The sequence below is a fragment of the Faecalibacterium butyricigenerans genome (assembly GCF_020687345.1).
Classification (GTDB): Bacteria; Bacillota; Clostridia; order Oscillospirales; family Ruminococcaceae; genus Faecalibacterium; species Faecalibacterium butyricigenerans.
On record NZ_JAJEQL010000027.1, the window covers coordinates 16831 to 28943 of the forward strand.

16 protein-coding genes are annotated in these 12113 nt (G+C 55.7%); 13 read left to right on the plus strand and 3 right to left on the minus strand.

The window, feature by feature from the left end:
- Nucleotides 1-7 precede the first annotated feature (7 nt).
- From LKD23_RS09815 to LKD23_RS09860, 9 genes are all read left to right on the plus strand, one after another.
- Nucleotides 8-1051, plus strand: coding sequence for a ribonucleotide-diphosphate reductase subunit beta (locus tag LKD23_RS09815; protein WP_005946381.1), 1044 nt, complete (start codon nt 8-10; stop codon nt 1049-1051).
- Between the two features lie 34 nt (nt 1052-1085).
- Nucleotides 1086-1949 carry a nitroreductase family protein gene (locus LKD23_RS09820; RefSeq protein WP_227621489.1) on the plus strand — a complete coding sequence of 288 codons (864 nt, stop codon included), beginning with the start codon at nt 1086-1088 and terminating at the stop codon, nt 1947-1949.
- Between the two features lie 128 nt (nt 1950-2077).
- The gene (locus LKD23_RS09825; protein WP_227621490.1) at nt 2078-3259 is read left to right on the plus strand and encodes an FprA family A-type flavoprotein; all 1182 of its coding nucleotides are present in this window, start codon (nt 2078-2080) and stop codon (nt 3257-3259) included.
- A gap of 161 nt (nt 3260-3420) precedes the next feature.
- Nucleotides 3421-3744: a thioredoxin gene (gene trxA / locus LKD23_RS09830; RefSeq protein ID WP_154261239.1), complete on the plus strand. Its 324-nt coding sequence runs from the start codon at nt 3421-3423 to the stop codon at nt 3742-3744.
- A 14-nt stretch (nt 3745-3758) separates the two neighbouring features.
- The gene (gene trxB / locus LKD23_RS09835; protein WP_227621491.1) at nt 3759-4688 is read left to right on the plus strand and encodes a thioredoxin-disulfide reductase; all 930 of its coding nucleotides are present in this window, start codon (nt 3759-3761) and stop codon (nt 4686-4688) included.
- Nucleotides 4689-5256: 568 nt separating this feature from the next.
- Nucleotides 5257-5766 carry a ferritin gene (locus tag LKD23_RS09840; protein ID WP_154251348.1) on the plus strand — a complete coding sequence of 170 codons (510 nt, stop codon included), beginning with the start codon at nt 5257-5259 and terminating at the stop codon, nt 5764-5766.
- 427 nt (nt 5767-6193) lie between these two features.
- Nucleotides 6194-6673 carry a VirB6/TrbL-like conjugal transfer protein, CD1112 family gene (locus LKD23_RS09850; protein WP_227621493.1) on the plus strand — a complete coding sequence of 160 codons (480 nt, stop codon included), beginning with the start codon at nt 6194-6196 and terminating at the stop codon, nt 6671-6673.
- Nucleotides 6674-6690: 17 nt separating this feature from the next.
- Complete coding sequence (locus tag LKD23_RS09855) at nt 6691-7161, plus strand: PrgI family protein (protein ID WP_227621494.1); 471 nt, start codon at nt 6691-6693, stop codon at nt 7159-7161.
- Between the two features lie 8 nt (nt 7162-7169).
- Nucleotides 7170-7460 (plus strand): ATP-binding cassette domain-containing protein, encoded by a 291-nt coding sequence (locus LKD23_RS09860; protein WP_255668205.1) that lies wholly within the window; start codon nt 7170-7172, stop codon nt 7458-7460.
- 46 nt (nt 7461-7506) lie between these two features.
- Here LKD23_RS09860 and LKD23_RS09865 read toward each other — a convergent pair whose 3' ends face one another.
- A complete protein-coding gene (locus LKD23_RS09865) occupies nt 7507-8676 on the minus strand; it encodes a sensor histidine kinase (protein ID WP_227621496.1) in 1170 nt (389 codons plus the stop codon).
- Entirely contained in the window at nt 8673-9350 is a 678-nt protein-coding gene (locus LKD23_RS09870; RefSeq protein ID WP_227621497.1) for a response regulator transcription factor, read from the minus strand. Before LKD23_RS09870 ends, LKD23_RS09865 begins: the two co-directional genes overlap by 4 nt.
- Nucleotides 9351-9497: 147 nt before the next feature.
- Here LKD23_RS09870 and LKD23_RS09875 point away from each other — a divergent pair, with 147 nt between their 5' ends.
- The 4 genes from LKD23_RS09875 (at nt 9498) to LKD23_RS09890 (ending at nt 12044) form a co-directional block, all read left to right on the plus strand.
- The gene (locus LKD23_RS09875; protein ID WP_005933048.1) at nt 9498-9644 is read left to right on the plus strand and encodes a CD1871A family CXXC motif-containing protein; all 147 of its coding nucleotides are present in this window, start codon (nt 9498-9500) and stop codon (nt 9642-9644) included.
- Between the two features lie 25 nt (nt 9645-9669).
- Complete coding sequence (locus LKD23_RS09880) at nt 9670-10554, plus strand: 4Fe-4S binding protein (protein ID WP_227621498.1); 885 nt, start codon at nt 9670-9672, stop codon at nt 10552-10554.
- A 12-nt stretch (nt 10555-10566) separates the two neighbouring features.
- Nucleotides 10567-11526, plus strand: a complete 960-nt coding sequence (locus LKD23_RS09885; RefSeq protein WP_227621499.1) for a TlpA disulfide reductase family protein — start codon at nt 10567-10569, stop codon at nt 11524-11526.
- 71 nt (nt 11527-11597) lie between these two features.
- Nucleotides 11598-12044: a GGDEF domain-containing protein gene (locus tag LKD23_RS09890; protein WP_227621500.1), complete on the plus strand. Its 447-nt coding sequence runs from the start codon at nt 11598-11600 to the stop codon at nt 12042-12044.
- On the opposite strand, the gene LKD23_RS13020 is transcribed toward LKD23_RS09890, so the two are convergent.
- The coding region (locus tag LKD23_RS13020) for a potassium-transporting ATPase subunit F (RefSeq protein ID WP_227621502.1) at nt 12041-12113 on the minus strand (73 nt) is incomplete at its 5' end. The two genes, LKD23_RS09890 and LKD23_RS13020, sit on opposite strands and share 4 nt — an antisense overlap.

Genomic DNA, 12113 nt, shown 5'->3' on the forward strand with positions numbered 1-12113 from the left:
GGATAGCATGACGGAACTGAAGAAAAAGCCCCTCTTTAACCCGGAGGGCGACCCTGATGTGCGCCTACGGCGCATGATCGGCGGCAATACCACCAACCTCAACGACTTCAACAATATGAAGTACGCTTGGGTCAGCGACTGGTACCGGCAGGCCATGAACAACTTTTGGATCCCTGAGGAGATCAATCTCTCGCAGGATGTGAAGGACTATCCCCGCCTGCTGTCAGCCGAGCGCAGCGCCTACGATAAAATTCTGAGTTTTCTTGTCTTTTTGGATTCCATTCAGACAGCAAACCTGCCTAATATCGGCGCCTACATTACCGCCAACGAGGTCAATCTCTGCCTGTCCATTCAGGCGTTTCAGGAGTGTGTCCACTCACAGAGCTACAGCTATATGCTCGACACCATCTGTTCCCCCGTGGAGCGCAATGACATCCTCTACCAATGGAAAACGGACGAGCACCTGCTGCGCCGCAACACCTTCATTGGGGACTGCTACAACGAGTTTCAGGAGCGGAAGGACGCTCCCACGCTGCTGCGCGTGATGATGGCAAACTATATTTTGGAGGGCATCTATTTTTACAGCGGCTTTATGTTCTTCTACAATCTCTCCCGAAACGGGAAGATGCCCGGCTCGGCGCAGGAGATTCGCTACATAAACCGCGATGAGAACACGCACTTGTGGCTGTTCCGCAATATCATCACGGAGCTGCAAAAGGAGCAGCCGGAGTTGTTCACCGCCGAGAGCGTACAAGCGCTGCGCGAGATGATGCGTGAGGGCGTGGAACAGGAGATCGCATGGGGGCATTATGTGATCGGCGACGACATCCCGGGGCTGAACCGGCAGATGATCAGCGATTACATCCGCTATCTCGGCAACCTCCGCTGGACGAGCCTTGGCTATCCCGCATTGTATCCAGGCTTTGAGAGCGAACCGGAGAGCATGGAATGGGTCAGCCAGTACGCCGACGCCAACATGGTCAAGACCGATTTCTTTGAGGCACGCAGTACCGCCTACGCCAAGAGCACCGCACTGATAGACGATTTATAAGAAAACCAAAGACATCAGAATAGGAGATATTACTATGAATTACAGCGCTATGATTCAAAATCGCAGATCCGTTCACGCATTCCGTGAAAAGGAAGTTCCGAGCGAGGCTATCGGCCAGCTCCGATCCTACTATGAAAAGACCTGCCCCCGTCTTGTCCCGGAGATTGCAACGGAGTTGATCGTCTTGGACAAGGATGCACAGCCGGCGCTGGAGAGCTCAGCGGGCTATAATCAATTTCTCATCGGAGCACCGCACTACCTGCTCCTTATGTCTGCCCCGCATTCCTATGCGGCCATCAACGCCGGCTACATGATGGAAGATCTCGTTCTCAAGCTGACTGAGTTGGACATTGACACCTGCTGGATGACCTTCACCGACAGCGACAAAATCAAAAAAGCACTGTCTCTCGCCACCCCGTTAGAGGTGGCGGCAATCGTTGCCTTTGGCTACGGGGAAAAGACCGCAAGAAAGTTGCGGCTGAATATCCTAAGTATGTCTCAGATCGATGTGCGGGCCGAGCAGCAGTACTACGCGCCAAAAAAGGGCGTGCATGATTTGGTTCACATGGGGAGCTGGAGCAACCAGTCTGGACTTGACGAGATGATGGACTTCTACGACGATATGCTCTGGCAGTCCTTCTACGCCGCTTCGCTCTCCCCCAGCTATCTCAACCGTCAGCCCTATGGCTTCCTTGTGCAGGATCACAGCATCTATTTGGTGCAGCAGGAGGATGCCTACACCGATAATTTGGATGCCGCATTGGATCTCGGTATTGTCATGCTCCACTTCTCCGCCGTCGCCTCCCAGTGGGTGGGGCAGGTACGCTGGGAACTTTCACCTGCTGCGCCCGACGGCCTGCCGGAAGGACTTCGCTCCGCTGCGGTGTACCACATGTAACGACTCTGGGGGAAGCAAGGCAACGGTAAAATGCGCGACCGTCGATCTGCGGTTAAGCGTATATTCCATTAGAAAAGAAGAACCTATCAGTCAGAGTCTGAGTAAGGAAAATAGGAGGTATTGTTTATATGGCTATCCAAACGGTAACAGATGCCATCCGCTATGTAGGGGTGGATGATAACACATTGGCACTCTTTGAAAACCAGTACTCCGTCCAGCCTATGGGAGTGAGCTACAACTCCTATGTCATTCTGGATGAGAAGATTGCCGTGATGGACAGCGTGGACGCACGGGCAGCGGAAGAATGGCTTTCCAATGTGGCGCGGGTGTTGGAGGGGCGCAGCCCCGACTATCTTGTGGTCACACACATGGAGCCGGATCATTCCGGCAGCCTCATGCGGCTGGCACAAAAGTACCCGGAGATGAAGATCGTGGGAAACGCGAAAACATTTACCCTGATCAAGCAGTTCTTCGGCACAGGTGCATTGTCGGAAGACCGTATGCTGGAGGTTGGCGAAAGAGATACGCTTTCCTTGGGTTTGCACCGGCTGCGCTTTCTGCTGGCGCCGATGGTACACTGGCCGGAGGTGATGACGGCGTATGAGGAAACGGAAAAAATCCTGTTCTCGGCGGATGCCTTCGGACGCTTTGGCTCACTGGAACGGACTGCCCGTGCCCCCTGGGTGCCGCAGGCCCGACGGTATTATTACAATATTATCGGGAAATATGGCGCACAGGTGCAGGCTCTGCTGAAAAAAATCTCCGCGCTGGAGATCAAAACGATCTGCCCGCTCCATGGCCCCATGCTCACAGAAGACTTGGGGGAGTACCTGCGGCTCTATGATCTCTGGTCACAATGGAAACCGGAAGAACCGGAGGGCATCCTGATCGCTCACGCATCCATCCATGGAAATACTGCCCATGCGGCGAAGACCCTCAAGGGTAAATTAGAGAAAAAAGGCGTACAGGTCAACATATGTGATCTCGCTGTGACAGATCTTTCCTACGCTGTTGCCAGTGCGTTCTACTGCGGGAAGTTGGTTTTAGCCAGCTCCACCTATGACGGAGGACTGTTTCCGCCCATGAGGGAGTTTTTGGAACATTTACGGACAAAGGGATTCCGAAACCGCCGGGTTGGCCTTATTGAAGACGGCTCTTGGGCACCTGCTGCCGCGCGGCTGATGCGCACCAAATTGGAGGAGATGAAGGATATCCACCTTTACGAAACGGTAGTGTCTCTGCGTGGTGCATTGAACCAAACCAGCGAAGCGCAGATGGACGCTCTGGTGGCTGAGCTCTGCGCAGAATAAGCTGCAACAAACCGCAGCTATTCTCGTACAGATGATGATCTTACTCATCTGCTTTATGTCCCAAGGGCAGAGTACCGTCATCTCAGGTTGAGGTCACGATGTGGTGTGGGGCGAGACCGGAGTCTTGAGAATACCCAAACAAAGGAAAGGAGCTGGCAGATATGGCAGCTATGAACATGAATCAGGAGCAGTTTGAGCAGGCGATCCGGGAGGAAAAGCCCGTTTTGGTGGATTTCTGGGCGCCCTGGTGCGGCTACTGCCGGAGGATCGGCCCCGCGTATGAGAAGATCGGAGAGGAATACGCGGACAGCCTCGCCGTCGGCAAGATCAACATTGACGAGGAGCCGCGGCTGGCGGGGGCCGAGGGGATCGAGGACATCCCAACTCTGGTGCTGTACCGGAACGGAAAGGCCGTGGATTCCATCACCGCACCCGGCTCAAAGGCAGAAATCGACCGTTTCATTCAGGAAGCCTTGGCGAAATAACGGAGGGTTCAGATATGAACAACAATCATGTTTATGATATGCTCGTGGTGGGGGGCGGACCGGGCGGCTACACCGCCGCCCTGTACGCGGCACGGGCGGGGCTGGACACCATCGTGCTGGAAAAACTGTCCGCCGGTGGGCAGATGGCCCTGACCGAGCAGATCGACAACTATCCCGGCTTTGAGGACGGGATCGACGGCTTCTCTCTGGCGGAGAAGATGCAAAAGCAGGCGGAGCGCTTCGGGGCACGCAGCGAATACGCAGAAGTCCTCCGCATGGATCTGACGGCGGTTCCCAAGCTCGTGGAGACCAGCGAGGGGATCTTCCTGGGGAAAACCGTGGTGCTGGCCACCGGTGCGGACCCCAGAACGCTGGGTGTTGCCGGAGAGACGGAGCTGTTGGGCCGGGGCGTGGCCTACTGCGCCGCCTGCGACGGGATGTTTTACAAGGGCAAAACGGTGGTCGTGGTGGGCGGCGGCAATTCCGCCGCGGCAGATGCCCTCCTTCTCAGCCGCGTGGCGAAAAAAGTGATCCTCGTCCACCGCAGAGACACCCTGCGGGCCACCAAGATCTATCACGAGTCGCTGTCACAGGCCGAAAACGTGGAATTCCGTTGGAACAGCGTCGTTTCCGCGCTGCTTTCCGGGGACAGGCTGACCGGCGTCCGCCTGCGGGACACCGTCACCGGTGAGGAAAGCGTGGTGGACTGCGACGGCGTATTTGTCAGCGTGGGCCGACAGCCCGCCACGGCGCTGGCGGTGGGTCAACTGGCGCTGGACGGCGGCGGCTATATCGTGGCCGGAGAGACCACGGAAACCAGTATTCCCGGCGTTTACGCCGTGGGCGACGTGAGGACGAAGCCCCTCCGTCAGGTGGTCACCGCCGTGGCGGACGGCGCGGTGGCAGTCCACATGGCGGAGAAATATATCGCGGAAAACCGATAAGGGAGGTAGATTGAAAAAGCCATGTTTAAGGTCAGGCCGGATACGACCGCAGTGGGGATGCCGACATATCTGCAAGGCAAACTGCCAAAGTGATGGCAGATAAGATAACCCATGTAAGATCGGGAGATATGTTGTCTCTCCATATCCAGTCCACGCAACAGTGAGCAACTGAACGCAAAACACAGCCACAGATGTACTCTGCGGCTGTGTTTTTATGCGTAGTATTACCGCGTGACAAGCGGTTTTACTGTGACGGCGTCACATAATTTGAGAAAATCGGCTTCGAGGCAGCTTTTGGAGCACAAGCCCTTTGTGGTTGTTGACAGAGAAAAAAATATAGGTATAATAAAAGCAAAATAATAAGATTCATTCTTGCATTTGGAGAGTTGGCGGTATGCCAAAATACGCAGAGGAGATATTGGCCGCCGCAACGGAGCTGCAGCAGCATCCCAAGGCGGAGCAGGTGTCCCTGGAGATGAAAAGGGAGCATCCCAGCATCGCTCTGGGTACGGTATATCTGCCCCCATTCCGGGAGCAGGAAAAGACAATCTTATGGAGGAGAAGTATTATGAACACTAACGTATCTCTTCTGCTCAACGAGCAGATCAATAAGGAGTTCTACTCCGCCTATCTGTATCTGGACTTTGCCAACTACTACGCCGCCGTCGGACTGGACGGCTTTGAGAACTGGTACCGGGTACAGGCGCAGGAGGAACGGGATCACGCCATGCTGTTTTATCAGTATTTGCAGAATAACGGCGAGGACGTCACCTTTGAGGCTATCGCAAAGCCGGAGTGGGAACGAGGCGACCACATGGCCCCGCTGAAAAAAGCACTGGAACACGAGATGCTGATCACCGCCAGCATCAATGCCATCTACGCCGCCGCATACGAGGTCAGGGACTTCCGCACCATGCAGATGCTGGACTGGTTCATCAAGGAACAGGGCGAGGAGGAGAAGAACGCCGCTGACCTCATTACCAAGATGGATCTGTTCGGCGGTGACAGCAAGGGACTGTATATGCTAAACAGCGAGCTGAAGGCACGGGTCTACACCGCGCCCTCGCTGGTGCTGTAAGCCCCGCGTGTCTGCGGGCTTTCGCATCAGGCAAAAGGCAGACTACATACAGGTGGCCTGCCTTTTCTTCCACCAGACGGTTAGAAAATACTAACTGTGTATAAAACAGAAAGGACTTCAGAACTTGAACAAGGAAAAGGAGATCGAAACCGTTACCCTCATGGTGCGCCGGTATTGTTGTGGCGTGCATTGGACAAGGGGCGAGGCGCTTTGTCCGGCGTGCAATGCACTGCTGGAATACGCCTGAGAGCGGCGGGACAGATGCCTGCACGGGAAAATTTAGTGGCACTTTGAATCCTTTCCGAGAGGCACAATGGCGTTTCTTACTACAACTGCATCGGCACTGTCTCTTTTCTCACAGCTGTTTATGCTTCTGTCCCGGATGGCGAAGCTGTTCGGCGTATTTGCGTAAGGAAGGAGGCGGCTCATGCAGAGTATCCTTGAACAGATCACAGATTGGCTCAAGAGCATGATCATCAGCGGTATCATGGGAAATCTTTCAGGGATGTTCGATTCGATCAACCAGCAGGTTGGACAGATCGCAGGCGATGTGGGAACCACACCGGCGAACTTTTCACCTGCGTTTTTTTCTATGATCCGTAACATCTCGGAATCCGTGATCCTGCCCATTGCCGGAATGGTGCTGACTTTCATCGCCTGTTATGAGCTGATCCAGATGCTCATCGAGCATACTGGTCAAAACTACCTGCGCTCCCTGTTTGCACTGGGATTCCAAGGCTTTCTTATCATGATCTGTGTAGGCATCTATACAGTTTTGATTCAGAACCTGTCCTTTTCGGATAACATCATCAGCAGCATTTGGGGCGTTATGGGCTATACGGTTTTGCTGGTATTTACCCTCTTTAAGACGGGAAGCCTTGCGAAATCCGTGTTTGTAGCGCACTAAGGAAGGAGGAATGATTCATGGCATCTTATATTTCTGTGCCGCGAGACCTTTCAAAGGTCAAAACCAAGGTCTTTATGAACCTGACCAAACGGCAGATTCTCTGCTTCGGAGCCGGTGCGCTGATTGGCGTTCCGGTTTTCTTTTTGCTCAAATCCAGCGGGAATTTGAGCCTTGCCGCTCTTGGCATGATGGCGGTGATGCTGCCGCTCTTCTTTCTTGCCATGTACGAGAAAGACGGTCAGCCGCTGGAAGTGGTGGCAAAGCACTTCTATGAGGCAAAGTTCAAGAGGCCGAAAACGCGGCCTTACAAAACAAAAAATTACTATGCACTGCTGGTTCAGCAGGCAGACGCGGAAATGGAGGTAAATCGCATTGTTCAAAATGGAAAAAAGCAAGAGCGGCAGTCCGGCGCAGGAATATCTAATACTGCGGCAATGACACGTCAACGCAGTTTTTTACGGCGAGTGTGGCGGAGGAGCTGCTGCTGAATACCGAATTGACGGAAGAAAGCAAAGACCGTGCAATACATCTGCTGAAAGAATTTGGCCTTTACGAGTACAGGGATGCGCACCCGTCCACCCTGTCCGGCGGACAAAAGCAACGGCTTGCCATCGCCTGCGCCGTCTTTTCCGGTCGCAGGATACTGATTCTTGATGAGTCACCCAGCGGTCTTGACGGGCAGAATTATGCGCCTGATTGCAGAAAGGCTGAAAATCGAGGTGCGGAGCGGCAGAACCATTCTCGTGATCACCCACGACAGGGAGCTGATCGAGAGCTGCTGCGATAACATTGTGGAGGTTGAAAAACGATCATCATGAAACCGCCGAGGACTATTATGGGATATCCGCGCCGGAGAAATCGTTTTTCGCCCCTGCCGGCAGCTCCACCGCGATGGTCGTGCCCTTGTCCGAGCTTTCCTCCACCCAAACGGAGCCGCCGTGGAGATTGGCGATCTCCCATACCAGTGAGAGTCCCAGTCCTGCGCCACCGTATTCCCGGCTGCGAGACTTGTCCACCCGGAAGAAGGGCTGGAAGATACTGCGCTGATACACCTCCGGGATGCCGCAGCCGGTGTCGGAGACGCGGAGCAGGAGCTTTTCCAACTCCTGAGTGACAGAAACCCGTACCGAGCCACCCGGCCGGTTGTACTTGACAGCATTCTCCGTCAGGTTGAAGATCAGCCGGTAGATCAGTGCATCGCTGCCGGTCATAATGCCGTCGCCCTCCGCCGTCAGCGTGACGCCGAGCTTATCTGAGAGTGGCGCAAGATCTGTGAAGATCTCCTCGATCATGGGAGCGAGCTGGATCCGCTCGTTCCGCGCCACCTGCTGCAAATTGCTCATCTCCAGCAGCGTCTTGGTCATCTGCGTCAGCCGCTCCGTCTGCTCGCGCAAAAGCGTGAGGAGTTCCGCCGTCTCCGGCCGCACATCGGGATGCTCCGCGGAAAACAGCTCCAGCTGCGCCTGCATCAGCGCCAGCGGCGTGCGCAGCTCGTGGGCGGCGTTGCCGGTGAACTGCCGCTGGGCGGCAAAGGCGTTGTTCAGCCGCTCCAGCATCTGGTTGAACGAGCGGCTCAGCTGCCGGAACTCCGAAATGGAGTCTTCATCGATCCTCATATCGGCAAGATTGTTCAGCTGCACCTGCTCTACCTGCGAGGCAAAGCAGCGAAGGGGCTTGAGAGCGCGTCCACTGACAAAATAGGCGAGGAAACCGCTGAGCAGCGTTACCGCCGCTGTGATGTACCAGTTGGTGGTGCGGAAGCGCCCCTGCACCCCATCGACGACGATGGTCAACTCCTCGTTGGGCGCTATGAGCTGCGGGTCAAAGCTCGCCGCTCCGCTATCATTCAGAATCACCGTGCCGCCGCCCTGTAAGCTGTCCGCAATGGTGTCCATATAGTACACACCGGAGGAGCACAGCAGCAGATTCATGGCCACGCAGGTGATGCCGATGAGCAGGACGGACATCAGCGTGATGCGCCACTGCAAGGAAAGCCGCTTCATTCCTCCTCGCCTCCCATCAGATAGCCCTCGCCGATGCGGTTGCGGATGGGGTCATAGCCCAGCACGGCGCGGAGCTTTTTGCGCAGGGCTGAGATGTGGACGCGAATGGAATTGCTGAAGCTGTCCACGCTGTTATCCCAAACGTGATCCATCAGCTCCTCCTGACTCACGGGCCGCCCCTGATGCACCATCAGGTATTCGAGTATCCCCGTTTCCTTTCGGGTCAACGTCAGCGTCTGCCCATTGACGGCGGCGGTGCGGGAGCGGGTGTCGAAGCTCAGGCCTCCGCAGCTTAGCAGCACATCCTGCTGGGTGAACTGCCTCAATGTCAGGCTGCGGATGCGGGCCTCCAGCTCGGCAAGATGAAAGGGCTTTGCAAGATAGTCGTTTGCCCCGGCGTCCAGCCCCTGCACCTTGTCCTCCACCTCGCTGCGGGCGGAGAGGATCAGCACCCGCGTCTCTCGGTCGGTCTGCCGCAGGGCGCGCAGCACTGTCATGCCGTCCTTTTTCGGCAGATTCAGATCAAGAAGTACCAGATCGTAGCGCTCCACGCCCAGCAACTCCAGAGCCTTCTCCCCGTCGTAGCAGTAGTCCACGCTGTAGGCCAGCCGCCGCAGGCTGCGGACGATTGTTTCACACAGAGCGCGTTCGTCTTCAATTACTAAAAGGTGCATGAGAGCCCTCCTTTTTATTTCTCCGTTTTTGTGTTGTTTTTATTATAGCAAAAATAGATAAGGTTTGCGTTAAGTTTTCGTTCTTAACAGAGACTTTAACTCTCCCGCGCTATGATGGGGACAGAAAATCGGAAAGGATGATGAAAAATGAGCTGCGGGAAAAAGGCTGCGGCGCAGATCGCGCTGCTGATGGCCGGAGTCGCCATGCTGTGCTTCGGCGTCTGGCGGGGCGAGGCGGCGACAGTGCTGAGCAAAGCAATCAAATTATGTCTGGAGTGTGTGGGTATTGGGTAAAAAGTTTTCAGGCGTTTCGCAGACCATGTCCCGATTTCGGGGCTGGATACAGGCGGGTGCGACGCTACTGACCAACCTGCACCTGCCGAACTTCTTCAAAGGAGGACTGTACCAAGGCACAGGGAAAACCGTTTGCGTGCCGGGGCTGAACTGCTACTCCTGTCCAGCGGCCTCCGGAGCCTGTCCTATCGGGGCAGTTCAGACGGTGGTGGGGTCTTCCAAGTTCAGCTTCTCCTATTATATCACAGGCTTTCTCATTTTGCTGGGAGTCCTGCTGGGACGCTTTATCTGTGGTTTTCTGTGTCCCTTCGGCTGGTTTCAGGAGCTGCTGCATAAGATTCCGACGAAGAAGCTCTCCACAAAGAAGCTCAGACCACTGACCTATCTCAAGTACGCTGTACTGCTGGTGATGGTTTTCCTGCTGCCGGCGTTCCTTGTGAACGACGTTGGCATGGGCGACCCCTTCTTCTGCAAATACCTCTGCCCCCAGGGCGTGCTGGAGGGAGCCATCCCGCTGTCACTCGCCAATTCCGGCATCCGGGCGGCGCTGGGCAAGCTGTTTACATGGAAGTTCAGCATCCTGCTGTCGGTGATCGTGCTGAGCGTACTGTTCTACCGTCCCTTCTGCAAGTGGCTATGCCCGCTGGGCGCGTTCTACGCCCTGTTCAACCGGGTGTCCCTTTTCCAGATGAAGGTGGACAAGAGTAAGTGCGTCTCCTGTGGGAAATGCGCCAGAGCCTGCAAGATGGACGTGGATGTGACGAAAACGCCCAACCATACCGAGTGCATCCGCTGCGGGATGTGTATCCGTGCCTGTCCGACGAACGCCGTGTGCTTCCGCTACGGCTTCGGCGATGGAAAAGAGAAAGAAAACGCAGCGACACTGCGAGAAAACAACAACAAAGCTTAAGGAGAAACGAATATGAACGTAAAGAAGATACTGGCTCTGATGCTGTGCGCGATGATGCTGCTCTCCCTTGCAGCCTGCGGCGCAAAGGGCAACGACAAGCAGGCGGATATGAGCGGAGACAGCTCCGCCATGACCGGCGAGCCGAAAACCGCCGAGGAGGCGCTCGCTCTGCACAAGGAGCTGCTGGAGCGGGAAAACGCGCTCCTGTCGGAAAATGCCGAACTCTGGGAGAAGGTGTTCATGGCGGCCGATAAGGGCATGACCATGCAGGAGGACGGCAAAAACTACGGCGACTTCCTGCTGGATACCGTCGAGGCCGCTAAAGAGCAGTTCACCGACAAGGAATATGCGTGGCTGAAGGAGTCGGCCACGGAGATCAGCAATATTGAAAACAAGCTGACCGAGTTGGAAGAGAAGTATCCCGAGATCATGCAGAAATCCATGGACGGCGATATGAGTATGCCAGCAGGCAGCGACACGAGCACCCCTCCCGACGACGGCAGTATGCAGAAGTTCCCCGCCTTTGAGGGTAAAGACCTGGATGGCAACACGGTGAAGAGCGACGAGTTGTTCTCCGGCAACACCGTCACCGTAGTGAATTTCTGGTTCACCACCTGCAATCCCTGCGTGGGAGAGCTTGCCGAGCTGGACGCACTGAATAAGGAACTCGCGGAGAAGGGCGGCTCCCTCATCGGCGTCAACACCTTCACGCTGGACGGCGACGAGGCAGCGATTTCCGAGGCGAAGGACGTGCTGGCCAAGAAGGGCGCCACCTATCAGAATGTGTATTTTGACTCAGATGGTGAGGCGGGAAAGTTTACTACCAACATCTTTGCTTATCCCACCACCTATGTGGTCGACCGCAGCGGCAATATCGTGGGTGAACCCATCGTAGGAGCCATCACAGAAAAGAAGCAGGCGGAGACGCTGCAAAAGCTCATCGAGCAGGCGCTCGCCGCCGATGTGGGCTGACTCGAGATCTCCTTACAAAGCGGTTCACTTTCGCAACCCAAGCCATCTTCTCCATGCAGTCCCTTGAGCAATTGGATCAGTTTACCCTGACCGGGCTGGACAACCGCAACCGGTATATGGAGCTGCTGGAGGCAGGGAAGGAGAACGCGCTGAAACAGGTGGGCGGCATTTACATGGATCTCAACGGCTTGAAGCGCTGCAACGACTGCTTCGGCCATGCGGCGGGCGACGCCCTGATCTGCCGTGCAGCTGACGCGCTGAACGATGTGTTCCCCGGTGAAGCCTGCCGCATCGGCGGGGACGAGTTCGTGGTCATCTGCTGCCCGGTCACGCAGGAAAAATTTGAACAGCAGGTGGAAGCTCTGCGGGCGGCACTGGTCCGCCATCAGGTGGATGCAGCCATCGGCTCGTTTTGGCAGTCGTTGGTCGAAGACCTGCCCGCCTTCCTCCGCGAAGCCGACGACCGGATGTACAGGGAGAAGGAACGTCAGAAGCGCGCAGCGCGGCCCTCGGTTTAGGCGAACCGTTCTGGATACAATAAAACATATAATAAATAAGCAGCGCCCCCCGGGAGATCTCCCGGCGGG